Origin of the sequence: Desulfosporosinus sp. HMP52, assembly GCF_000765145.1 — a bacterium.
In the GTDB taxonomy this organism is placed as follows: Bacteria; Bacillota; Desulfitobacteriia; order Desulfitobacteriales; family Desulfitobacteriaceae; genus Desulfosporosinus.
On record NZ_JMGA01000017.1, the window covers coordinates 64345 to 90542 of the forward strand.

Below are 26198 nucleotides of genomic sequence, written 5' to 3' on the forward strand. Positions count from 1 at the left end.
CGCCTCCAACGCTCATATTAAGTAGTCCTACTCTTTGATCCCAGCAAGATATTTGGCTAGATTTTTCTTGGCCTTCATGTCATATTGGCCAGTAATTGCAATCCGTTCCATGATAGGTGAGCCGCCTCCATGCACACCAGCAACTTGAACCACACCTGCATGTGAGGAACACAACAAATCACTAATCATCCGGAAACAACGTTGTTGAGCTTCTGCAGAAATTCCATCCTTACGCATGATATACTTATCCATTAATTGAGAGATTTCGGGATTCGAAAATTCCTTTTCCGAAGGAAGAGTAGCAGGTAATCCTCCGGCAATTTCAGCAAGAATTTCATGTTCGCGGTAGACATTAATTCCGGCATGATAGCGACCAACATTTGTATAAACGATATCTGGAATTTGGGTTCCTGAAGGGGCTTTAGTGGATTTAACAGATGCTGCTATTCCTGCGGCAAATACCAACTCAGCCATTGTTACTAAATCCGCCAACTCTTCCCTTACCTGGCTGGATTTTTCCACACCATTGTACTCTGCAACTAATGCCGTCGCTCCCATAAGCACATCCGTAGTAGCAGGCTTACATCCGGTATAACTATGGCGATGATAGGTTGCAAATAAGGAAGCGAGTTGTCCGGCAAATTTATACTCTCCACACATAAAGACTCTTTCCCAAGGCACAAAGACATCATCAAACACCGTCAAGGAATCTGCTGATCCATAATTATTAAACGGTGCCAGCAATTCTTCTCGAGGTCTGGGATTTGAAACTCGGACAACCTGGGAGACTCCCGGTGCATCAGCTTGAATAGCAAATGCCACTGCCCAGTCAGCATCTTTTTCAGTCATCATCCGTGTTGGTACGACAATGATCTCATCAGCATAAGGAGCAATCGTGTTATGAGCCTTACAACCACGAACGATAATTCCTTCATCTGTTTTCTTCACAACTCGAAGGTAAAGGTCTGGATCTGATTGTTGATGGGGACGAAGGGAACGATCACCTTTAACATCGGTTTGAGCACAGTTTGCTACCAAGTCTTCTTCTTGGTACTTTTTCAAATAAGCCAGAAACCGCTCATTATATTGAGTCCCCATCTCCAGATCAATATTCTTGGTAACTACTGATAAAGCGTTAAGGGCGTCAATACCCATGCAGCGTTGGATACACCCTCCGACTCTCTGACAATAAAATCGGGTCATCTCCTGCTTTTTAAGTAAATCCTCTGAAGATTGATGAATGTGGCAGTAACGGTTAATTTTCTCCCCGGTGAGATGGGACTTTGCTGTAAGCAATTCCTCATTGGCAGGATCCATAGCCCAGTTAAAGGTTTCCGAAATTGTATTGACCCCATATCTTAGGCGCGGGTCATCTCTTGAGACAACTTCACCGTTCAAATAAATGTTTGGGCGCATTGTCTTCAATTTAGCAACATATTCTTCCGCTGTTCTCAAATTAATTCCTCCTTAGTTATGTTTTACTTTCCTTGAAATTGTGCCGGTCGTTTTTCTAAGAACGCTTTCATACCTTCTTTTTGATCTTCCGTTGCAAAGAGCAGGCTAAAACATTTATGCTCATATTCAAGCCCGGCTTCCAAATCCATTCGTAGCCCCTCATTGACTGATGCCTTAGCTAAACGTAATGCTACTGCCCCACGGGAGGCAAACCGTTTTGCCAATTTTCTTGTTTCAGCAGCTAACTGATCCGCCGGAACCACTTTATTCACAAGACCTACCCTCAAGGCCTCGTCTGCTTTAATAAAATCCCCGCTGAAAATTAATTCTTTAGCTCGCCCGGCACCGATTAAGCGCGGCAACCGTTGAGTTCCACCTGCTCCCGGCAAGATACCCAGTTTTATTTCAGGCAAACCAAACTGAGCATTGTCCGCAGCAATGCGCACATCCGCTACTAACGTAAGTTCACATCCACCGCCAAGAGCATAACCGGAAATAGCAGCTATGACTGGTTTGGGAAGATTTTCAAGAAGTTGAAAAGCCCTGTGGGAGACCTTCTCCCTAGTTGCCACGTCGACAGCTGTAGAATTAGCCATTTGACTAATGTCCGCACCTGCTGCAAATACTTTATCTCCACCAGTGATGATAACAACGCGAACAGAATTATCAGCACTTAAACTCAAGGCCGCTTCTCCTAACTCATTAAACACTTTGTCATTCAAAGCGTTTAAGACTGCCGGGCGGTTTAAAGTTATCGTTGCGATTCCTTCTTCGACTTCCACTATGATTGTTTCGTAAGCCACTTGTTCTACCTCCTTGTTTGAGAGTCAGTTATTAACTGAATACACTCCCTTTTTTAAATCTTCAGGATTATTCCATTATTTATATTAGCAATAACTATGCCATTGACGAAAAACCCCCCTTAAGGCCTAAAACAGGCCTTAAGGGGGGTTTTTCCTGTATATAATTGAAACAACACAACTTTTTCTTAAGAGCATTGAGTATATAAAGTACACAATCTTTTAATCTTCATCAATCCCATATCTTCGCAATTTATCATAAAATGCACGCCTGGAAATTCCTAAGGCCGTCATAGCTTTACTACGATTATTATTATAAGCGGCTAATGCAGAAACAATCAGTTCTTTTTCCACTCTGCTTACGACTTCCTTTACATCAAAGGGCTTTTCCCTACTATTTGCTCGCTCATCAGATGCCGGAATTAAGTGGGCGGGCAAGTGGTGAAGTTCAATCGACATTCCACTTGCGACAATGCTGGCATGTTCAAGGACATTCTGTAATTCCCGTATATTCCCAGGCCAATCATACTCTTGAAAAAACCTTATTACTTGAGGTGATAGGGTCAACTGGTGACCTAGTTCTCGGGAAAATTGATCAAGAAAAGTATTTGATAATGCTATGAGGTCATCTTTTCGTTCACGTAAAGGTGTTAGCTTAAGGGGAACAATATTCAGACGATAATATAAGTCCCGCCGAAAAGTACCCTTTTCGATCATACTCAGTAAATCTCGATTAGTTGCGGCGATCACTCGAATGTTGACTTTGATAGTTTTAGTACCCCCTACGCGTTCAAACTCTTTTTCTTGTAACACACGTAATAGTTTAGCTTGCATGGTTATACTCATATCGCCAATCTCATCAAGAAAAATAGTACCGCAATGAGCTAACTCAAATTTCCCTAGTTTTCCGCCTTTTTTCGCTCCCGTGAAAGCACCATCTTCATAGCCAAATAGTTCACTCTCTATTAATTCCTCGGGTATGGCTGCACAGTTCACTTTAATTAGTGGTTTATCTTTCCGCCGACTACTATTATGCACCGCCCTAGCCAGTACTTCTTTGCCAACCCCACTTTCACCAAGGATTAGGACTGTACTGTCCGTACGTGCTACCTTTGCAGCTAACACTAAGGTTTCCTTTAGACGACTGTTTTGTCCCACATATTCCTTAAAAGAAAGGGGCAAATGCTCCCATTGTTCTAGTTGCTCCTTTAAATAATCTGCTACCCCTTTCGTCCTTTGCAACTCACTATTTAATTCAACGACTTCGGTAATATTTTTAAAAATTGATACCGCTCCAATTACTTCCTTGTCATTGAATAGAGGAAAAGAATTCCCAATGACATGGATGTTCAAAGACTTAACATAATCCTGCCCCGTACTAGGTTGTCCAGTGTGTAAAACTTTGATTATTTTCGCCGAAGTCGTTTCAATCGTGTCCAGCCTTCTACCTAGCACCTTAGCAACAGGGACTCCTAAAATCCTGGCATAGGCCTCGTTCGCATAGACAATGGTTGTTTCAGAATCTATTACCAGCACTACATCATGAATATTATTCAGGATTTCAAATAAGAGTTCCCGATCCCAGTGCGGAATTATGCTGCTTGTTATGGCATGGGCCCTTACACTCATTTCCATCCCCCATTTACATTGTATCCTAAGTAAACATTATATAAGACTTTCTTAGGATAGAAAAGCTCATTTTTTGATGTTTGTAAATTTTCAATCATCTTTTGCAATTATATTTATTTAACCAAAGCCCTTTTAAGCATGAATTTACTTTTTAATCTAGTATGCACAAATAATCTTAGGGGATTTTAATTTGTACTATCAAATATCCACAGTGTAATCCTGCATCAAAAAAAGAGTGTGCTTTCTTTGATAAGCACACTCCCTAAGCTTTACACTTAACACAAATTATTCTGTGGTCTAATAAGCTAAGGTGCAAGTAAAAACTCAGTTGAATAATAGATACCCACTTATAAGTATCTGCTGAAGATGTCTGATTCAGATTTAGTTAAGGTTTAAACTGAAAGGTTTTCAACGATTGTAGAGATACCCTGACCTCCTCCTATACACATAGTTGCTAGGCCATATCTCTTGCCTGTACGCCTTAATTGATTGAGTAATTTTATCATAATAATTCCACCCGTTGCGCCTAAAGGATGCCCAAGAGCAATGGCTCCTCCATTAACATTTGTTTTGTTGGGATCCAGCCCAAGCTCTTTGATCACTGCCAATGACTGAGCGGCAAAAGCTTCATTTAATTCTATTAGGTCGATCTGATTCAAGGACAACCCGGCCATCTTAAGAGCCGCTTGAGTTGCTGGCACTGGCCCGATACCCATAATTTGGGGAGGAACTCCCTTGGCCCCTATCCCAACAACTCTGGCCAAGGGTTTTAATCCAAATTCTATGGCCTTGTCTGGGGTGGTCACCATCAATACCGCTGCCCCATCATTTCGACCACTTGAATTCCCTGCGGTTACTGATCCATTCTCTTTAAACACTGGCTTTAATTTACTCAACTGAGTCATGCTGGTTTCCCTTGGATGTTCATCCTTATCAAAGATCACGGTATTCCTTTTATCTTTGATTTCATAGGGAACTATCTCTTCTTTAAACAATCCCTTCTCAATAGCGTTTAAGGCTCGTTCTTGACTTGAGAGGGCAAATTCATCCTGCTCCTGGCGGCTGATCTCATATTTCTCAGCTAAATTCTCGGCTGTTAATCCCATTGTCAAATATCCGTAAAGTTCCTGTGGCTGACAGCGCGGCTGACTCTCTGTATTAGAATCGATAATTTCCGCATTTCCCATACGATATCCGTACCGAGCGTTCCTTAGATAGTAAGGAGCTGTACTCATGCTTTCCGCTCCACCAGCCATAACCGTTTCAGAGGTGCCTGCCCAGATAGACTGCACAGCATTATTTAAAGCTGTCAGAGCTGAGCCACACTGACGGTGTACGGTGTAAGCAGGAATTTCTTCCGGCATCTCTGCCCTTAAAAGTGCTAAACGAGCAAGATTGGGATTGTCCCCACTTTGTTTGGTATGTCCAAAAATAACCTCATCGACCGCTGGATCTGGAATTCCGCTGCGCTTGAGTACTTCCCTGATCACATGGGCTGCAAGAAAGTCAACATCTACATTCTTAAGAGTACCACCTACTCTTCCGATCGCTGTACGCACCCCCGCTACTATGACTGCCTCCTGCATCTCGTAACCTCCTCAACTATAACGCATATTCCTTTTTCAGCTGGGCTGCAATAATATTGCGTTGAATTTCCGAGGTACCTTCATAAATGCGGGCAATCCTTGCATCACGATAGAATCTTTCCACTTGACATTCCCGCATATACCCCATACCACCATGAACTTGTACAGCTAAATCAGCTACCCGACCGAAGACTTCCGAACCAAAGGCTTTTACAATAGCAGCCTCTTTTATGATCTTTTCACCTTGATCTATTCTTCGTGCAACGTCATAAGTCAAACTTCTCAGGGCCTCTATTTCTATAGCCATGTTAGCCAAATAATGCTGGATAATTTGGTTCTCGAAAATTGGCTTACCGAATTGCACACGTTGTAATGCGTATTGCATACTCAATTCCAATAACTTTTCGCAGGAACCCAAGTTCCTGGCTGCCAGTCCTGCTCGCCCGTTTGCTAGAATCTTCAAGGCATTAACATAACCTTGCCCCAATTCACCTAATACATTTTCAACCGGCACTTCACAATCCTCAAAAATTAGCTCTGCCGTTTGAGAACCATGCAAGCCCATTTTTTTCTCGAATTTCCCCACATTAAAACCTTTAAAGTTCCGCTCTACGATAAAAGATGTAATCCCTTTACTCCCTTTGCTCTTGTCAGTTACTGCCATTACCGTAAAAACACCCGCAACGTCACTGTTGGTGATGAACTGCTTAGTACCGTTGAGAATATAACGATCACCTTTAAGCACTGCCGTCGTCTTTAAACTGCCAGGGTCTGAGCCGGCAGATGCTTCCGTTAGTGCAAATGCACCGATCAGTTCACCGCTTGCCATTTTAGGCAAATAACGCTCTTTTTGTTCTTCATTGCCACACTCCACAATACCGACACTGCCAATCCCATTATGACAGCCTATAATGGAACAGAAGCAATTAGGGCCTTTACCTAACTCTTCGTAAACCATGACTTTTCCGACCATTCCAGCCCCTAAGCCACCATACTTTTCAGGCGTGCTCAAGCCGAACAAACCAATCTCAGCTGCTTTATCTAACAAACTGCGTGGAACATGATCCTCTTCCTCCATCTGCTCACCTAAAGGCTCTACCTCCTTCTTGATAAAATTCCGAACTGTTTGCTTAATAATATTCAGCTCTTCGTCAGTGATATTCATAGCATTCCTCCTCCCACAAGGTCAAACCATTAGCACTCTCTAAGAAGCCTTTGTTGCCTGTAATGCAAATGTAATGCCAATTATTTATAACTTTTTAAAAATCAATCATAGGTGTAGTAGCCTTTTTTAGTTTTCTTGCCCCACTCACCCTTACTAAATTTCTCTACAACCAACGGTGAGGGTTTATCCTTCGGGTTACCACTTGCTTGATAACGTTCCATGGCAGAATAGTAGGAAAGATCGATACCTGTTAAATCCATTAAACGGAATGGTCCCATAGGATGTCCTAAAGCATTAGTTACTGCTATATCAATCTCTTGGGGAGTGGCAATTCCCATGTCTACAAGATACAAGGCCTCTTGAGCAAGTGCTGATAAAATCCTATTAACCAAGAAACCATAAATCTCTTTTTTGAGAAGAACGGCAATCTTACCCAGCTTGGCACATAAATCCATCGTTAATTGGGCGGTTTCCAGAGAAGTATGAGGACCCTGAACAACCTCAACTAATTTCATAACCAAGGCTGGATTAAAGAAGTGCATGTTACAAATCTTATCTGGCCGCTTTGTAGCGTCTGCAACTTGCGAACTTACGATGTAGGAACTATTTGTTGCTAAAATAGCATGGGAAGGAGCAATCCTGTCTAAATCTGCAAACAGCTTTCGCTTGATCGCAATCTTCTCTACAGCAGCCTCAATAACATAGTCAGCCACTCCCGCAGCTTCCTCTAAGCTAGGCGTGAAACGAAGATTGGCTAAGGCTTTATCCACTTGATCTTGTGTCAATTTTCCCTTAGAAACACGTTCGGGCAAATAGGACTTTGCAAAAGCTTCTGCTTTATTCAACATATCCTGGCTTATATCAGTACATGTCACTTGATATCCCGCCAATGCACAACATACAGCAATTTGGTGACCCATATTGCCAGCACCTACTACGCAAATCGTCTTGATATCTTCAAAGTTCATTTTCTTCCCTCCAAATTCTATTCGCTCTTAGGGGTAATAACCTATTTGACTCTAGTTCCTAGATTTAATAATCAAAGGCCCCTTCCGGTATTTCCATAGCTGATGTGTCGTAGTCTTTGATGATTTCAGTGGTAGCCACCACATCAGGTACAATATTTCTCAAATAAAATTGCGCTGAACTGATTTTACCTTTATAGAAGTCGGTATCCCCTATACCAATTGTCAACTTTTCTTGGGCTACTAACGCTTGCTGCATTAACAAATAAGCGCAGTATAGTTCAGCTGTAACCCGTAAAATTCTGGTACTATACAGTGGAACTAATCGGATATTTTCCTTCATATAGCTAAACACTGTTTTCGTAAGTTCCACGTATGTCTTTAATGCCTTCCCCAACATAGCAAATTCACGCTGGAATTCGGCATTCTCTGCATTCTCACTAACAAATACACCAATATCCTGTAGCCACTCCTTGAAGACGCTGCCCTTATCTAAGGCCCATTTGCGGAAAATTAAATCTAAAGACTGGATGAAATTAGTACCTTCCCAAATTGAATAGATTTTCACATCTCTCGCCTGACGAGCGATGGGATATTCCTCTGTATATCCGTATCCGCCATGAACCTGGATGGCTTCCGTAATCATAAGCCACGCTTGGTCTGAACTATATGCCTTAATTAACGGAGTAATCAGCTCAATGTAACGTTTAGCTTGACGAACATCCTCTGGATCATCTCCAAAGGCGATTAAGTCCAAATAATAATACCCTTTGAAAATCATAGCTCTCATGGCTTCAAGGGTAGCCTTTTGAGTGAGCAGCATCCGACGAATATCTTCGTGTTGGATGAGTGGAACTCTATTCCCTCTAGGATTATCAATAGGACGACCTTGAATGCGCTCTTTGGCATAGACTACTGCATTATTATAGGCCACTGTCGCTACAGATAGAGCACAGTGTCCGGTATCCACCCTAGACCCATTGATCATTTTGAACATTTGGGCCATACCCTCACCTTGCCCTTTTTCATTGAGAGGTGAACCTAACAAGAAACCACGGCAATTTTCCTCTTCTCCAAAGTTGAGTACAGCTGTAGCAGATCCTTGGAGCCCCATTTTATGCTCGATTCCTACAGTTGAGACATCGTTTGGTTCCCCTAAAGTTCCATCTTCATTAACCCAAATTTTCGGCACTAAAAAGAGTGATAACCCTTTAGTTCCGGAGACTGCCCCATCGATCCTGGCCAAAACCAAATGAATGATGTTTTCCGTAAGGTCATGGTCCCCGCAGGTTATAAAGCATTTTGTCCCTTTAATCTTATATATTTTGGGATCATCCGTTGGGTACGCTTTGCTCATCATGTCCCCTACGTCGGAACCACCTCCAGGTTCAGTGATACACATGGTGCCTCCCCACACTGTCTCAAACAATTTAGGAGTAAAAAAATCGATTTGCTCTTGAGTTCCAAAGTTATTAATTATGGTTCCAACACCGCCTGGTAAACCTAAATATGCAACAAATGCGGGGTTGGCGGCAATCATATATTCATGGACTGCTCCGTACAATAGCCCAGGCATCGCACTCTCATTATTTTTATCCTTGTTGGTAGCACCCCAGCCATTCTCGGCAACATATTTGAAGGCATGATGGAAAGAGGGCGGAACCGTCACTTTACCGTTCTTGAAGACTGCTCTAATGGTGTCTCCATCATCATTTGTAGGAGCAACGACATCTTTGCAAACTTTTAAGGATTGATCCAGGATCCCATCAACATCCTCTACGCTAAACATATCTCGATAGCGCTTTAATCCAACAATCTTTTCTCCATCCAGCCATTCTTTAATTATGAACTTATGATCTCGAGTACTGTATCTAAAGTTACTAGCCAACACACACACTTCCTTCTCTTAGTTTAATTCTTTAGCTATAGCCTTAGTGAACCAGAAGGAATTATCTTCCCTGAAAATTTGGTTTGCGTTTTTCAAGAAAGGCTTTCATACCTTCTTTTTGATCTATAGTGGCAAACAGCAAGGAAAAGCACTTGTGTTCATACTGTAAGCCCGTTTCCAAATCTACCTGCAAACCTTCATTAATGCACGATTTGGCTAATTGTAAGGCTACAGCACCCTTAGAAATGAACTTCTTGGCCATTTTTCTGGCTTCTGGAATTAATTGATCTGCAGGTACCACTTTATTTACAAGACCAATCCTCAAGGCTTCATCAGCGCTGATAATATCTCCGCTGAAGATTAATTCTTTGGCCTTGCCAGCACCAATCAGACGAGGCAAACGTTGAGTTCCTCCTCCTCCAGGCAGGATACCCAGTTTTATTTCCGGCAAGCCAAATTGTGCATTATCAGCTGCAATTCGCACATCAGCAGCTAGGGTCAGTTCGCAGCCTCCACCTAGGGCATATCCTGCAATAGCTGCGATGACAGGCTTCGACATGTTCTCTAGTAAGTTCATCGTAATCTTTGATGTCTAACCCCTTTCACTATGTCTACTGCATTTAAGGAGGCCATTTGCTTGATATCTGCACCTGCAGCGAATACTTTTTCGCCGCCAGTAATAATTACTCCTCGGACGGATTCATCCTCTCCTAGATTCTTAGCAGCATCTGATATTTCATTAAACACCTGACTATTAAGAGCATTAAGCACCTCAGGACGATTGAGGGTGATAGTAGCAATACATTCTTCAATTTCCACTATAATTGTTTCAAACTTCAATTTAATTACCTCCCAATATTGTTATTGAAACTAGCTCAATCTCCAATCTCAAGACTCCCCCCTTTTCACTATTCACACAATTTGGTTGTTACCACTTCAAAATCTATGCCAAAACGGCCTCTAATTGAAAATCTTTATACTTTTAAGCAATTAACAAGAATATGATTACCTATTGACATTTTTTGTTTGATAGCCCTTTTTAATGGAGTTTATGCAAAGGATCAGTTGAGATCATTCCGAAGTTCGTAGTAATTGTGTATAAAAATTGAACTAACCTTCTCCCGGAATTTCGAAACTATATGCATCACGTACTTATCTCCAAGTGTGTGGAGTCCAACTAAGAACTATGTCACTTAGAGCAAGATAAATTGTATATAAATATCTCTACAGATTTAGCTGTAAAGGGAAATATGGAACACCCACATAGAGAGTGGGTGTTGAAAATATAATAAAATTCCTTACCTCAAAAGATTTAATTTATGTGCTTCTCGAATCAATTCATCACGGAAATCCGGATGTGCTATACTGATTAATCTCTCTGCCCGCTGAAAAATCGGTGTCCCTTTGAGATGTGCAATACCATACTCGGTAGCCACATAATGAACAGTTGAGCGTGTATCCGTTACAACTGCGCCCAGAGACAGAACCGGATTTATACGGGAATGAATTTTTCCTTTGGAGTCTTTATAAGTAGAAGACAAACAAATAAAGCTTCTCCCACCTTTAGAATGGTAAGCAATATCTACAAAGTCTAGTTGCCCGCCTGCTCCACTTATCTGACGAGTCCCCTTAGACTCCGAGCATACTTGCCCAGTCAGATCGATTTCTATAGCATTATTAATCGATACCATGTTGTCATTTTTACAAGCAATTACACGGTCATTGACATAATCAACTGGATAGCCTGCACACATAGGGTTATTATCTAAAAAATCATAGAGTTTTTGAGATCCTACAGCGAAAGTGTAAGTCATTCGCCCCTGATCAATCTGTTTTCTATTTCCTGTGACTACTCCAGCTTCCACCATTTCAACCATGCTGTCACATAACATTTCTGAATGAATTCCTAAATCTTTCAGATCAGATTGCGCAATCATTTGCCCTAAGGCGTTGGGCATTGCACCTATTCCTATTTGTAGACAATCTCCATCTCTTAACTCCTTAAGAACAAATTCTGCGATCCTGCGATCCACTTCCTCCGGTTCTTCATGAGCGATTTGAGGAACCCCAGTATGTCCGCCTTCAACAATATAGGTAACTTCTGAAATATGAAGATTGTTTCCATAGCCCCCTTGAGAGTACGGCAAATCCTCGTTAACCTCTACAATAACAACTTCTGCAACCTCAGCCGCTGCGCGCAAGTGGGAAATAGTAGGTCCCAAGTTAAAAAAACCATGCTTATCCATTGGACGTGCTTGAACCATCATTACTCTGCAATTTTTATTATCTCGGCAATAACGTGGAGCTTCAGAGTACTTCAATGGAGTATAAAAAACCTTCCGTGTTTTTGCATACATTCTATCCAGACCGGTCATGTGAGTGGAGTTCCATGTGCTATGGATCCCTGTAGGATCAGCAGCATGAATGGCATGTGGACGAGTAGAAATCCCATTAACAATGACTAGATCTTTAAGTTCCGGTATACGTTTTGCGAAGGCTTTGTCAAGAACCGGCAATGTATTCGCTGCAAATGTATACTCGATCCAATCTCCATTCCTTACAACGCTCACAGCTTTTTCAGGGGAAACAAGTTTACTTTGGTATTCTTTTACCCAATTGAACATTACTTTTCCTCCTTATTTGGAACTTGCACATTAGACTTAACTAGAGAAGAATACAATCAGCCCAGAATTTATATTATAAGCACTCCTTTCGGTTATCCAAATATTCAATAATTTCATATTTGCAAGAATAGTGCCAAATATGTTAATGATTAAAACCCTCCCTATATCTGTATAAACAGGTTAAAGGAGGGTTTTAAGAGAATAAAAATGTATATTTTATGTACAAAATCACAGAAACTAACCGTCATTGCGTCCAGTTATTATACACTATCTTCATTTAATTAATGGCCTTATTCTTCGATTCCATAGCGGCGCAATTTGTCGTAAAATGCTCCTCTGGATATTCCTAATGCTTTCATCGCCTGAGTACGATTATCATAAGTCGCAAGGGCTGATAATATTAACTCCTTTTCTACTCTTGCTAAGATCTCCTTTACATCATGGGGTTTGTCTATGCAGCTTTCACTATCCTCATGAACCGGGAGCATATGTGCCGGCATATGATGAACTTCTATGTGCCCATTACTGCATACTATACTGGCATGTTCCAAGACATTTTGTAACTCTCGAATATTCCCAGGCCAATCATAGTCTTGGAGCAACCTCACGACTTGAGGAGACAGAGTTAGTTTATGCCCAACGACAACCGCAAACTGGTCTAAAAATGTTTTAGCCAAAACTAGCAGGTCATCTTTGCGCTCCCGCAAAGGAGTAAGATAAAGGGGTACAATATACAACCGATAGTATAAGTCTCGTCGAAATGTCTCTTTTTCGATCATGTTCTTTAAATCACGATTTGTTGCAGCGATAACTCTCACATCAACCTTTATGGTCTTTGTACCACCAACTCGTTCGAATTCCTTCTCTTGTAATACTCGTAATAATTTGGCTTGCATAGTCAAGCTCATGTCCCCTATTTCGTCCAAGAAAATTGTACCACCATGAGCGAGCTCAAACTTTCCTAGTTTCCCTCCCTTTTTAGCTCCTGTAAAAGCACCTTCTTCATACCCGAAGAGTTCGCTTTCGATTAAATTCTCTGGAATTGCTGCGCAGTTAACTTTAATTAAAGGCATATCCTTACGTCGACTGGAGCTATGAACTGCTCTTGCTAGAACTTCCTTGCCAACACCACTTTCACCAAGGATTAATACTGTGCTATCAGTAAGTGCCACTTTAGCTGCTAAAATCAAAGTTTCTTTCAAACGACTGTTTTGTCCCACGTACTCTTTAAAAGAAAGGGGGATCTGTTCCCACTGTTCCAAACGTTCTTTCAGATAATCTGCAACGCCTTTTGTTAACTCCAACTCTCGGTTTAGCTGTACCACCTCAGTAATATTTTTAAAGATTGATACAGCGCCGATGATCTTTTTACCATGATACAATGGGAATGAACTACCAACCACATCGATTTTGAGGGAATCCAAGTAGTACCTGCCATTATTACTAACCTTACCAGTGCGTAAAGCCGTTATTGTCTTAGATTCAGGTTCAATAGAATCTAATCTCCGACCTAATACTTTTTCTACAGGGACTCCCAGAATTCTAGCATAGGCTTCATTTGCATAAACAATAGTCGTTTCGGAATCAATAACGAGTACCACGTCATGAATATTATCCAGAATTTCGAATAATAATTCACGATCCCATCTTGGAATAACGTTGCTTGTAACAGCATGTGCTCCTACGCTCATCTTTTATCCCCTCACTTTATATTGTAGGCTCATTTTATACATTATATATAAATATAACTCGCAAGCAAAGTCCAGGAGTTTAAATTTTCTGCAAATTTGTAATTATTTTTTGTGTCCCCCTATGAAAAATTTTTCTGCAATACTGTGTTTATACTTAACAAGAACTAAGAAACAAAGAAAGTGTGCATTTTAATATGCACACTTCGGAGTTGTTCTTTTATTCTATTGTCCAATCATTTAGTCGAAAGTTTTCATCAATTTTATATCTATCGAACAAGTAGTTACGAAAGCGGACATATTCTTGATAATCGCACTCCATCCCCTCTTTAGCCAGCTCTTCAGCAATCATTCCTAAATCGGGAGGACAACCCCAGAGATAAATTGGTTTCTTAATATTGAGGTTATCTTTATTATTATGACAGGCACACTTGCCAAAGAGTACGGACTTGTTAAAACCAGCCGAAGCAAGTTGTTGTTTACCGCTGACAACCTCTACATTAGGAAATGGCTGGCCTTTATAAGCTGATCCGAACAGGATTAACATAGGATTAAATTGCACCGAACATCCCGTACATAGACTATTATCATACTTGCGGATAGCAAGCCCAGTAATTCCCCTCTTTTTAAACCCGGTTGGCCCGGTATCATCTGCTGTCCAACCCCAATCGTATATCGTAAGCTTTTGATGCTCAGAGACTCTTTCCCCTTTAACTTCATAATCTGCCAATGCCATACTATACCCATGCCGTTTAGCATAATTAGTAAGATGTTCAACCTCATTGCCCGGATAACCTAAAATAGCCGCTCCTACAAGGTCACAGGCAAAGGAATCGCGCGAAGCAATAAGAAGATCTTTTCTAAAGGCTTTCCCTGTTGGTCCAGGTCCTTTTTCTAAGGTATAAAGGCCATCAATAATTGTTAAAGCTACAGGCAGTTTTTCAATAATTCGAGGAAAAGTCCTCAACAGATCATTCTCCCCTATACCATGGCAAGCTTGCTTTGATTTTTTATTGAGGCATCCTTTGAGATTTTTAATTCCTAGGGACACTTTAGCTTGACTATGGGTTTTCAAAACAGGTACATTGATAATTTTTTCGGCTTCAAGAGCAGCTTTAGCAATATCTAATTTAAATCCGTCTTCATATTCAACTGTCTCAAATTTCTCCACGTTAAAGTCTACTAGTTTGACCCCGTAACGTTCCTGTAACCTTTTATACCCTAAAGCCTCATAAATAACTTCACCCTTGGCTTTAACATTTGGCAGGGGTCCTTCTCCAATCGTCAGATCTTTAAAGCCATGCTCTGCCAAAATACGAACTAAAGCACTCACTACAAGACTAGTGGTTACCACACCATAGGGAGGAAACGGCATCTCAAAGTCCCAACTAACGATATTGGGCTTAATCAGAATTCGATCATTAATATTTAACCCTGAAAGCCCATCGCAGAGCTTTAAGCTCTTTTGAAGAGATTGATAGACATCATTTACTTTCACGATAGATACGGGTGCTTTTTCCATTATCTCCCCTCTTTCTAATTAATTTTACCACTCTATCTGGTGTAATGATTTTCAGCATATATATTCCATATTCTGAACAGTTAAATCAGAATTCATTTTCGATTGTAACTTCTATCTAACTTAGTATTTACTAAACAAGCAAGGTAAGACCCCCTGACCTTTATCCGATGACTACCAGCCATAAAACTCCCATCTTCTTGTAAGTGGGAGATAACGGCTGCTACGTCCCTGGATAAGTTCTTCTAAGCTTCAGATGGAGTAAGTATTCCTCTTAGGCAAACTCCATCTGAAGCTAAGAATCACTTGATAAGATCAGGGGATTTTTATAGAATACTTACTTAACCCTTATACTCTTTCCAAGATAGTGGCAATTCCTTGCCCACCACCAATACAAGCTGTAATTAGTCCAAATTGAACGTCCCTACGATTCATCTCATATACCATTTTGGTTGTTAGTATTGCGCCGGTAGCTGCAATTGGGTGACCATGGGCGATGGCCCCACCATTGACATTAACTTTACTCATATCAAAATGCAGCTCCCTGTCCACAGCTAATACTTGAGCTGCAAAAGCCTCGTTCAATTCGATGATATCCATATCTTCCAAAGAGAGTCCTGCTCGAGCTAATGCTTTCCTTGTTGCCGGAACTGGGCCGATCCCCATAATGTTGGGATCAACACCAGCGACAGCAAATGTGCGGATTTTCGCTAATGGTTTTAAACCAAGAGCCTTTGCCCGGTCAGCAGCCATAACGACGACTGCGGCGGCCGCGTCATTAACACCTGAACTATTCCCAGCCGTGACTGTCCCTCCGGCTTTAAAGGCCGGGCCAAGCTTAGCCAATCCTTCTATCGTCGTTTGCGGACGGGGGTGTTCATCGCTGTCAAATACAATAGTTTTACCTTTACCAACAGGTATAGTAAGTGGAACTATTTGATCTTTGAAATAGCCGGCCTCCATGGCTTTCCCCATTTTTTGTTGGCTGCTTAGGGCAAATTGATCCTGTTCTTGACGGCTGATCTGATATTTATCCGCTAAATTTTCAGCAGTAATCCCCATTGGTGGATTTCCAATTTCATCAGTTGATAACTGAAAGCTTCGGAATTTTGGCGGTGTTCTGCTAAAGAAATCAGTATGTTCCATAACATAAGGTGTCAGAGAACAGCTTTCTGTTCCACCGGCAAGATATACCTCTCCCATACCGGCCATAATTGCTTGGGCTGCCATATTCACTGCATTCAAGCCTGAGCCACACTGCCTATCTATAGTGATACCTGCCAGACCAAGGGGCAAACCTGCCTGAAGAGAGCACAAGTGAGCGATGTTGCCACCCGCATTTAAACAATTTCCCATGATTACATCTTCAATCTCATTGGGATCTATGCCAATACGACTGACGGCTTCCTTTAAAACTTCCGCTCCATATAAGTGGGGAGGGATTCTTCCCAGTGTGCCTCCGGCTCGCCCGATTGCAGTTCGGACAGCGGATACAATAACGGCTTCTTTGAACATTTCTATAACCTCCTTACATTCTATTTTTTGCGGAATAAGAGGGTTTTAGTTCCTCACTCGTAAGTGTAAAACCCTTTTTTAGACTTAACACCATATTCCCCTTTGCTGTACTTTTCGACAATCAATGGAGATGGCTTATCCTTTGGATCTCTTGTATTTTGATAACGTTCCATTCCGATATAATAAGCTAAATCAATACCTGTAAAGTCCACTAATTTGAAGGGTCCCATTGGATGCCCTAAAGCATTTGTTACTGCAATGTCAATCTCTTCAGGGGTAGCAATTCCCATGTCGGCAAGAAACATAGCCTCAGAATTGAGAGCTGCTAAGATTCTATTAACAAGGAATCCGTAAATTTCCTTCTTGAGCAACACCCCGGTTTTCCCTAGTTTAGCTGTCAAATCCATGGTGATTTGAGCAGTTTCCGGGGAAGTATGAGCTCCCTGTACTACTTCTACTAATTTCATAACTAAGGCAGGATTAAAGAAGTGCATGTTACAGACTTTATCAGGTCTTTTAGTTGAATATGCAACCTCAGAACTAACGATAAACGAACTATTAGTTGCTAAAATTGCATGGGGAGGGGTAATTCTATCTAAGTCAGCAAAAAGCTTTCGTTTAATGTCCATTTTTTCAACAGCAGCTTCGATAACATAGTCCGCATCTCCTGCAGCTTCCTCAAGACTTGTAGTGAAGCTAAGATTAGCCATTGCCATATCAGCTTTTTCCTGCTTCAGTTTTCCTTTCGAAACACGCTCAGGCAACCACTTCTTGGCAAAAGCCTCCGCTTTATCTAACATTTCTTGACTAATATCTGTACAGGATACTTTATACCCCGCCAAAGCACAACACACTGATATTTGATGACCCATGTTGCCGGCCCCAATAACACATATTTTCTTAATATCTTCAACCTTCATTAGTAAGCACCTCCAAATTATTATTCTAGTACTTTATAAACAATCTCTTCTATATTTATCCTTGGACGTAAAGGGGGGCTTTGATCAGGAAACCCCACTGGCATCAAGGCAGTGATCACCAGATTATCGGGCAATTCCAGAATCTGAGCAATTTTCTTTGCTTTCATTAATTGCACCCAGCAGGTACCCAGACCTAGGGATACAGCTCGTAGGGCAACATGCTCTATTGCTAGAGCAACATTAAGCATTGCATGCGGAATAAACCCCTTTAGTGCGTTAGCATCCAGTTCCTGATCAATGCCCGGGTAGTTGTCAAAAGCTTCTGGCCCAAATACTCCTGCATCAACTAACTCTTGTACCCTTTTTCTGGTGTTATTAGCATAGGAAGAAAGATCTGCACAACAAACAAGCAAAATTGGAGCTTCACTTAGAAACTTTTGGTTAAAGGCTGCATCTCGGATTTGTTCTTTAATGGCCTGATTCTTAACCACAATAAAACGCCATGGTTGATGATTGGTACCCGAAGGAGCCAGGCGAGCTGCTTCAAGCAATTCTTGCAGCAAATCGTCTGGAACAGGATCTGATTTGTATTTACGGATACTTCTCCGCTCTAACAGCGCTGTTTTTACATCCAAACCACTAACCACCTCTCAGGCATAAGCCTTATACTTTTGATTCGGCATTAATTCGACTTCTCCAAGCCCCATAAAATGCCGAAGGTGTTTTCCGATCATGACCTCTTCAAAATATCTATACAGGCTTTTAGGTTCAGGATAGTGATCATAAATAATTTTCATTTCCATCAATTCTTGTTTTGATCTGGGAACACGCAAGGCTTGTAATATTTTCGTTGCTCGAAGGTCAATTATCTCAGAGTATTCTTTTAGTCTTTCAGGGATATTGTCTGAAATGATCGGGGAATGACTTGTCACCAATACTTTGGGGTTCAAATCAATTAGTCGTCTAATCGATTTAGAAAACTCCTCCAAACTCGAACTTCTATTTCCATAAAACGGCCCAAAGGGGGACAAATCAATATCCCCGGAAAACAATATGCCTTCCTTTGGTTCATAGAGAGAGATGTGCCCGGGTGTATGGCCCGGGGTATGAAGCACTTGTAAGACTACATCTCCAAAGTCCAAGATTTCCCCTTCTGTCAGCTCTCTTCCTACTGCTCGACTTGACATACCATGGGGAAAGGGATATCCCTCTGGGAAATCCGGTGTATGATCCAGTCCTGAATAGGCCAAAAATTCTTTTGTACTCCTCAGGGCAGGTGCATCAAGGACGTGAGCCCATATTTCTGCTTTGGGGAAATACTTGTTGCCAAAAGCATGATCCAGATGAAAGTGTGTATTTATAATTACATCCACATCGCCGTTTCTAAGTATTTCCTCTCTGCGGCTAAGTCCAAAACCAGCATCGACAAGCACTCTTAAACTGGAATCGATCAACAAACCGTTGCTGTAAGGAAATCGCCCCTTACATTCCCCGGGGATAAAAAAGAATTTTGGCATAAGCTCTATAAGCATATCTTTACTCATTTTTCTATTCTCACAGTTCTCTGGATGCTAGACTGTTTTATTGCAAACTTAGCAATGCCAAGCTAGAAACAGTCTAGCTCTTCAGCACCTAGAATCTTTAAAAGGCTTCTTCTGGCATATCAATGGCGGATGTATCAGCATCTTTAATGACTCGAACAGTAGCCATAACATCAGGTAATATATTATGCACATAGAATTTAACAGTTTGAACTTTTCCGGGATAGAAAATGTCTGTAGTTCCTTCTTTAATTTTTGCACTACAGACCAAAGCTTGTTGCATTAACAAGTAAGCAGCATAAAGCTCAGCCGTAATCCGTAGAATTCTTGTACTGTACAACGGCACCATTCTGATATCGTCTTTAAAGTAGCCCAGCACAGTCTTCATCATGTCTACGTAGGATTGCAATGCTTCACCAAGTAACGCAAATTCACGTGCAAATTCAGTATTTCCTTGGTTGCTTTGTACAAAAGCGCCGATTGCTGTCAAAAACTCCTTGAATATATTGCCTTTTTCCAGATTCCACTTACGACCAACAAGATCCATAGACTGAATAAAGTTAGTACCTTCCCAAATGGAATAAATTTTGATATCTCTGGCACATTTAGCGACTGGGTATTCCTCGGTAAAGCCATAACCTGCAAAGACTTGAATTGCTTCTGTAACCATTAACCAGCCTTGATCTGAGCAATACGCTTTAACTAATGGGGTTATGACTTCTATAAAGCGTTTTGCTTGAGCAACATCTTCAGGTTCTCCACCGAAATCTATTAGATCTAGATAGTAGTACCCTTGGAAAATCATTGCACGCATAGCATCTAAAGTAGCCTTTTGCGTGAGCAACATACGACGGACATCTTCGTGTTGGATAATAGGAACCCGTTTACCTCTGGGGTCGGTAATTGGACGGCCTTGAATACGTTCTTTAGCATACTCAACCGCATTATTATAAGCTACAGTTGCTACCCCTAAAGCACTATGCCCAGTATCCATTCTGGATCCATTAATCATCTTGAACATTTGGGCCATTCCTTGTCCAATTCCTTTTTCGTCCGGTGCACTACCTAAGAGCCATCCGATGCACTTATCGTCATCACCGAAGCTGAGTACTGCTGTTGAAGAACCTTTTAGACCCATTTTGTGTTCGATACCAACAGTTGTAACATCGTTAGGCTCGCCGAGGCTTCCATCTTCATTGACCCATATTTTAGGAACGATGAATAGTGACAAACCTTTAGTTCCCGGGGCTGCGCCGTCAATCCTCGCCAAAACAAGGTGGATAATATTTTCGTTGAGGTCGTGGTCTCCACCCGTAATAAAGCATTTAGTTCCCTTAATTTTATAGAAATTCGGCTTATCCGTTGGATAGGCTTTAGAGGTCATATCTCCTACATCAGATCCGCCACCAGGCTCTGTCAAACACATTGTGCCGTTCCAAATACCGGCAAACATTTTAGGAGTATAAAGATCCGTCTGTTCTTTAGTGGCAAATTCTTTGATTACAGATGCGATACCGCCTGCTAAACCAAAATAAGGGGTCATTGATGGATTAGCAGCAATCATAAATTCACGCACGGATTCACTAAGGATCTCCGGCAAAGTACCTTCCCCATCTATATCCTTATTACTTCCACCCCAGCCATTCTCTTCGACAAACTTAAAAGCTTTATGAAATGATGGTGGAACGATAACTTTCCCGTCAATAAATTTTGCACCAATAGTATCTCCGTCGTCATTGGTTGGAGCTACTACTTCTCTACTCATCTTTAAGGCTTCATCGAGAATTGAATCAACATCCTCAAAGCTTAGATAATCTTCGAAACGTTTTAGACCAAGGATTTTCCTTCCATCTAACCACTCTTTAATAATAAACTTGTTATCACGGTTTTTGTAAATATATTTGCTAGCCAAAAAAACACGTCCTTCTTTTATTATTTTAAGTACAAATTACTATTAGGTATTTTCTCACCTCACTCAAGCGCAAGTTTCTCAAATTTACCTTTTACACAGATATTTTGTAAAGGTCTACCATTCTTCATTACAAAAAGCATGCCAACTGTCACATATAGAAGAAAAAATACTTTGAAATACTCAGATAATTTTTATCATTCTTTATTCGCCTAGGGCTCAGCAATTAATTTAAAACTATATTTACAAATTTATTTGTGGAAAACCCTCTTGGTGGATTTGTTTCATTAGAATAATAGTTAGACTTGTATGGAATTGAGACAATCGGATTAGGCATTTTATATTTTCCAGTATATAAACCATACAGCTTAATTAATGCAGATAAAAAAACCCACTTACGATGAAGTGGGTGTCTTAAACCTAGAAATTTTTTATAGCTTAAGGAGTAGTTCCTTGATTATTCTCGGCACCTCAAAAGGAAGTTCAACAATCTTTACTCCAGCCTCTGTCAATGCCTTTACCTTACCTTCGTAAGTTCCCTTACCTCGCTCGATGATAGCTCCTGCATGACCCATTTGTTTACCTTGGGGAGCACTCTTTCCAGCAATGTAAGCCACTACTGGTTTGGTCATTTCTTTAATATATTGAGAAGCTTCTTCCTCAGCAAAGCCTCCAATTTCTCCAATTAATACAACTACTTTAGTTTCCATATCTTGCTCAAATTTCTTAAGGACATCGACAAATGTAAGTCCAACTACTCGATCACCGCCCATCCCAACAACTGTTGATTGTCCAATGTTTTGCGCTGTGAGATTCCCAACGATTTCGTAAGTAAGAGTACCTGAGCGAGCTACAACACCCACTGGGCCAGGAATAAAGAATTGATTAGGCGGGATACCGATCTTACATTTACCCGAAGATACAATTCCAAATGTGTTTGGGCCTATAACAATCGAATTAACCCGCTTGGCATAAGCAACGATTGCCATTTCGTCATGAACAGGGATATGTTCAGTAACTATTACAACTACTTTTACTCCCGCCTCCAAAGCTTCTAAAGCCGCATCTTTAGCCATGGACGCAGGAACAAAAACTACCGACGCATCAATCCGATGCTTCTCAATTACAGCTCGAACGCTGTCATATACTGGTATTCCTTCGATAGTGGTTCCACCTTTGCCAGGCGAAGTTCCTGCTATAACCTTGCTTCCATAGCTTAACATTTGTTTTGTATGGAAAAGACCTTGTTTACCAGATATTCCTTGAACCAGCACATTCGTCGTTTCATCAATAATAATGGCCAATTCTAAGCCCTCCCCTTCTAATTACTTAGAAAGCTCTACCACTTTCTTAATTGCATCCTGCATAAAATCATAGGCTTCAATACCAACTTCTCTAAGTATTGCTCGACCGGCTTCTTGGTTGGTACCTACTAATCGTACGACCACAGGAACTGGAATACCAATATTTCTTTTCACAGAGGCAAGAGCCCTTGCGACATCATCACAACGAGTAATTCCACCAAATATGTTAATAACTATTGCCTTAGGATTCCTAGACAAAATTAATTCTAATGCTTTTACAGTACCTTCCTCACCTGTTCCTCCACCAGCATCAAGGAAGTTAGCTGGTTTTCCTCCATAATAAGTAATAGTATCAAGTGTACCCATCGTAATCCCGGCACCATTGGCCATAACGCCAATATCACCATCGAGCTCAACAAAAGATAGTCCTAAATCATGAGCAGTTTTCTCCACAACCGTACGCTCTTCTACCCGTGGTAGTTCTCTCTGTCTATAAAGTGCAGCGTCATCGATAGTTATTTTTGAATCCGCTGCGATGACTTTATCACCACTAATAACTAATGGATTAATCTCTACCAACTCAGCATCTATCTCCACAAAAATCCTATACAAAGCTCCTATTGTTCTTACAAGTTCTTTACCTAGAGGGCTATTAAGGGTTACACCCATTCGTCTAACAATATCACTGGCAATAAAACTCTGCATACCTAATTCCACATCGATTTGTTCTTTAATAATGTAATCTTCTGCGACTTCTTCAATATCCATGCCACCCTTGATCGAGGCAATGATGACAGGTCTCTTGGCTGCTAAATCTATAGTGATCGCCAAGTAAAATTCCTTGTCAATTTTTAGCTTTTCCTCTACAAGTAAAATTTCAACTGTATGTCCTTGGACAGTCATTTCAAATATCTCTTGCGCTGCAGCTTTGGCCTGTTCAGGATTATCCGCAAACTTAATTCCACCTGCCTTGCCACGTTTTCCAGATAACACCTGAGATTTTATCACCACAGCTCCGCCGATATCCTTCGCAATAAGAGCAGCATCTTCCGGGGTGTTCACCATTCTCCCCTTCGGCACTTTGAGTCCGAATTTCGAAAATATTTCTTTCCCCATATATTCAAACATTTTCACAGTCCAGTCACTCCTTTCTGGTTATACGAATTCTAATCAACTTGTTTAGCTTTTAGTACATCACAGGACGAACATGACTTTTCCTTAGCTAAAGTCCATGAACTCGATGAGCTAGCCCCAATTTACTTTGCAACATTTACATATTCAAAGCAACCGATCATTATTGCATCTATAATACTCCTCCCTTAAAACTTCAAAAGTTAATGGCAATCTGAATATTTTGCAATTAACATGCCATCAATTTGGGAATTATTAATCAATCTAAGCTATAAAACTATTTATGATAACAAAATGTATATATTGTATACGCAGTGTATACAAACAAAACAATTTAGCGCAAAAAACGCCACTTTCTAAGGCCTCTGTATCCGTTCCCGTTTCTAATTTATGGAAAAACCAACCTCACAATCTCCACTAATCCTCACCCAAATAACTTGTGCCACTGTTAAACTGTCTATTTATTAGATAAAACTTTGTGTTATGAATAGACACTCACAATTTTTGAATATTACAACAATTATGGCATTGAAGTTGCATATTTGTGGAGCGTAACCAATTCTTCAGTAAGCTGGATAAACAGGATACCGGCAAAAAAGAGAGGGGGCTTAGAGTTAAGTTTTCGATTTATTTAAGAAAATTTTAATTAGGAGGATGAGTGAATGGCTTCTCTAAGCGAAGTTTTTAACAAATTAACCTTTATCTTTTTAGCCTTATTACTAGTTGTTATTATGGCGGGTGAGTTAATTCTAGAGCCGAGACATTTAGCTACCTGGCCGGCATTTTTAATTATGATTTTTTACTTCATGTCACACATGAACATCAAAGAAGCACCCGCTATCTTAATCGGAAGTGCCTTCGGTTTACTTAATCTAGTCCTGATAACATATTTTTTGGGAGTAATTGTACCAATGATGGGCGGAGACATGGCCAAAGCCACCGATCCTCATAATGCAGAAATTATATTCATAGGAAAATTAATCTATATCGCAATATTTGTCGCTGCCATTGTATTTTTCAAGGACATTGTTCCATGGGTCTTCAATAACTATGCATTTATGTGCTTTACCGTTGCCGGTGCCGTATCTGCCGGATACACAGTAGCAACCATAGCTGCACACACTGTTGCCGGATACGCAAACGCTGTTGTTGCAAAGGGAGGTAACCCTGAAGCCATTGCCGCCATGAAGGCTGCGACTGATAAAGCTATTGCTGCCTCCGTTCCACATGTAAATGTGTTTGAATGGATTGGAATTGAACTGATCGGTGGAGGTATCTTCATTGCTGCTATTTATGGCATCAATAAGCTGGTAACCAAACTTGCCATGGCCGCAGCTGCTAAGAATAATGTGCAAGGATAAGATTTTTAATCAGTTCTGAGTCTCCCCATTCCGAAATTTTGCAGAGCGCTCACAAGGAATATCTTTAAGTGGGCGCTCATTCTATAGTTATAGCCTATATATTTCAAGGAATAACGATGTATGTAATTCAAAATGAGACGTTTCACACTTTTTATGAAATCATTCAGAAAGAGGCGTATCTTAATGGAAGACTCTATATCAATGAATACCATCAATGAAAATGATCTTTTTGAGATTATCGGAAAAATCGCATCGTTATTTCACCAGGTCATACCGATTGAAAATACCATTATCGTCACTGACCGAGAAAAATTCAGACATTATTTTATGGGCACCGAAGCCGTTATTAGCAAATCTGATTTAGTCGGTAGTCCTATTCCTACAAGCGGACATATACCCGTCTCACTATCAACAGGTGCTCATAAAGTTGGCATTGTGCCAAAAGAGCAGTATGGAGTAGCTTTTAAATCTTCAACTATGCCAATTAAAGATTGGTCAAATAGTATTATTGGAACTTTAACTCTTGCCCTTAGCTTGAAAGGCCAAACTGCACTGCAAGAGATAACTGAGAATATTTCATCTTCCGCTGAACAACTCTCAGCAACAACAGAAGATTTAGCATCCTCAGCTCTAGTCTTATCGGAAAATATTGCTGAGGTATTATCCCAAACTCAAGACATTTTAAAATTAATTGAGCAAACTAATAATATTTTAGATTTTGTTAAAAGTGTGGCTACAAATTCTAGATTATTAGGTTTAAATGCAGCTATAGAAGCTGCAAGAGCAGGCGATTTTGGAAGAGGTTTCGCTGTTGTGGCTGATGAGATTCGTAAAATGGCAGAAAATAGTGCAAAGTCGGTTAATGATTCTAAAACATTAATCTCGACTATCAATCACAAGGTTAATCATCTTATGAATAAGGTGGAGGAATTAACAAGCGTTGCACTCACCCAAGCCGCAGCTAATCAAGAAATGACTGCAACAATTCAAAGCTTCGCCGCTACGACTCAACATATGCGTAAAGTTTCGGAAATTATTTAAAAGTCCTAATTATAAATTCTTAAGTACTTTAGTAATTTAAGTTCGCTCACTGTACCAGAAAAGACACCCACCAGGGTGTCTTTTCTGGTACAGTGAGCGAACCTACAGACTTAAAATTTCTATTTAGATTTAGTTAGGCGTGGTAAATCCCAAAATT

General features: G+C 40.7%; 19 protein-coding genes and 1 pseudogene. 2 read left to right on the plus strand and 18 right to left on the minus strand.

The annotated features are described in order from the left end of the window. Window positions 1-27: 27 nt before the first annotated feature. The 18 genes and pseudogenes from DP73_RS06540 to sucC all read right to left on the minus strand — a co-directional run bounded on the left by DP73_RS06540 (window position 28) and on the right by sucC (window position 23642). Entirely contained in the window at window positions 28-1455 is a 1428-nt protein-coding gene (locus DP73_RS06540) for a 4-hydroxyphenylacetate 3-hydroxylase family protein (RefSeq protein ID WP_052090431.1), read from the minus strand. 23 nt (window positions 1456-1478) lie between these two features. Next, window positions 1479-2258 carry an enoyl-CoA hydratase-related protein gene (locus tag DP73_RS06545; RefSeq protein ID WP_034598374.1) on the minus strand — a complete coding sequence of 260 codons (780 nt, stop codon included), beginning with the start codon at window positions 2256-2258 and terminating at the stop codon, window positions 1479-1481. Window positions 2259-2477: 219 nt separating this feature from the next. Continuing rightward, a complete protein-coding gene (locus DP73_RS06550; RefSeq protein WP_034598375.1) occupies window positions 2478-3884 on the minus strand; it encodes a sigma-54-dependent Fis family transcriptional regulator in 1407 nt (468 codons plus the stop codon). Window positions 3885-4276: 392 nt separating this feature from the next. After that, window positions 4277-5470, minus strand: a complete 1194-nt coding sequence (locus DP73_RS06555) for a thiolase family protein (RefSeq protein WP_034598377.1) — start codon at window positions 5468-5470, stop codon at window positions 4277-4279. Between the two features lie 16 nt (window positions 5471-5486). Beyond that, on the minus strand, window positions 5487-6635 hold the full coding sequence (locus DP73_RS06560; RefSeq protein ID WP_034598379.1) for an acyl-CoA dehydrogenase family protein: 1149 nt from the start codon (window positions 6633-6635) through the stop codon (window positions 5487-5489). Window positions 6636-6736: 101 nt separating this feature from the next. Beyond that, on the minus strand, window positions 6737-7603 hold the full coding sequence (locus DP73_RS06565; RefSeq protein WP_034598381.1) for a 3-hydroxyacyl-CoA dehydrogenase family protein: 867 nt from the start codon (window positions 7601-7603) through the stop codon (window positions 6737-6739). 64 nt (window positions 7604-7667) lie between these two features. Next, on the minus strand, window positions 7668-9488 hold the full coding sequence (locus tag DP73_RS06570) for an acyl-CoA dehydrogenase (protein WP_034598401.1): 1821 nt from the start codon (window positions 9486-9488) through the stop codon (window positions 7668-7670). A 61-nt stretch (window positions 9489-9549) separates the two neighbouring features. Continuing rightward, window positions 9550-10328 (minus strand): annotated as a pseudogene (locus DP73_RS06575) (enoyl-CoA hydratase-related protein). A gap of 458 nt (window positions 10329-10786) precedes the next feature. Next, window positions 10787-12112, minus strand: a complete 1326-nt coding sequence (locus DP73_RS06580) for an acetyl-CoA hydrolase/transferase C-terminal domain-containing protein (RefSeq protein ID WP_034598383.1) — start codon at window positions 12110-12112, stop codon at window positions 10787-10789. Between the two features lie 290 nt (window positions 12113-12402). After that, complete coding sequence (locus DP73_RS06585) at window positions 12403-13803, minus strand: sigma 54-interacting transcriptional regulator (RefSeq protein WP_034598385.1); 1401 nt, start codon at window positions 13801-13803, stop codon at window positions 12403-12405. Window positions 13804-14020: 217 nt separating this feature from the next. Then, window positions 14021-15322, minus strand: coding sequence for a DUF362 domain-containing protein (locus DP73_RS06590; RefSeq protein ID WP_034598387.1), 1302 nt, complete (start codon window positions 15320-15322; stop codon window positions 14021-14023). A gap of 345 nt (window positions 15323-15667) precedes the next feature. Beyond that, window positions 15668-16834: a thiolase family protein gene (locus DP73_RS06595; protein ID WP_034598388.1), complete on the minus strand. Its 1167-nt coding sequence runs from the start codon at window positions 16832-16834 to the stop codon at window positions 15668-15670. A 53-nt stretch (window positions 16835-16887) separates the two neighbouring features. Continuing rightward, complete coding sequence (locus DP73_RS06600; protein WP_034598389.1) at window positions 16888-17754, minus strand: 3-hydroxyacyl-CoA dehydrogenase family protein; 867 nt, start codon at window positions 17752-17754, stop codon at window positions 16888-16890. A gap of 20 nt (window positions 17755-17774) precedes the next feature. Then, window positions 17775-18389, minus strand: a complete 615-nt coding sequence (locus DP73_RS06605) for a nitroreductase family protein (protein ID WP_034598390.1) — start codon at window positions 18387-18389, stop codon at window positions 17775-17777. 15 nt (window positions 18390-18404) lie between these two features. Beyond that, window positions 18405-19298, minus strand: a complete 894-nt coding sequence (locus DP73_RS06610) for an MBL fold metallo-hydrolase (RefSeq protein WP_081962977.1) — start codon at window positions 19296-19298, stop codon at window positions 18405-18407. Between the two features lie 97 nt (window positions 19299-19395). Continuing rightward, the gene (locus DP73_RS06615) at window positions 19396-21207 is read right to left on the minus strand and encodes an acyl-CoA dehydrogenase (protein WP_034598391.1); all 1812 of its coding nucleotides are present in this window, start codon (window positions 21205-21207) and stop codon (window positions 19396-19398) included. Window positions 21208-21635: 428 nt separating this feature from the next. Next, the gene (gene sucD / locus DP73_RS06620; RefSeq protein ID WP_034598392.1) at window positions 21636-22508 is read right to left on the minus strand and encodes a succinate--CoA ligase subunit alpha; all 873 of its coding nucleotides are present in this window, start codon (window positions 22506-22508) and stop codon (window positions 21636-21638) included. Window positions 22509-22529: 21 nt separating this feature from the next. Next, on the minus strand, window positions 22530-23642 hold the full coding sequence (gene sucC / locus DP73_RS06625; RefSeq protein ID WP_034598393.1) for an ADP-forming succinate--CoA ligase subunit beta: 1113 nt from the start codon (window positions 23640-23642) through the stop codon (window positions 22530-22532). Between the two features lie 659 nt (window positions 23643-24301). Here sucC and DP73_RS06630 point away from each other — a divergent pair. Both DP73_RS06630 and DP73_RS06635 read left to right on the plus strand, forming a co-directional pair. Further along, the gene (locus tag DP73_RS06630) at window positions 24302-25000 is read left to right on the plus strand and encodes a hypothetical protein (protein ID WP_034598394.1); all 699 of its coding nucleotides are present in this window, start codon (window positions 24302-24304) and stop codon (window positions 24998-25000) included. 183 nt (window positions 25001-25183) lie between these two features. Then, window positions 25184-26041 carry a methyl-accepting chemotaxis protein gene (locus DP73_RS06635; RefSeq protein WP_034598395.1) on the plus strand — a complete coding sequence of 286 codons (858 nt, stop codon included), beginning with the start codon at window positions 25184-25186 and terminating at the stop codon, window positions 26039-26041. Window positions 26042-26198: the final 157 nt, after the last annotated feature.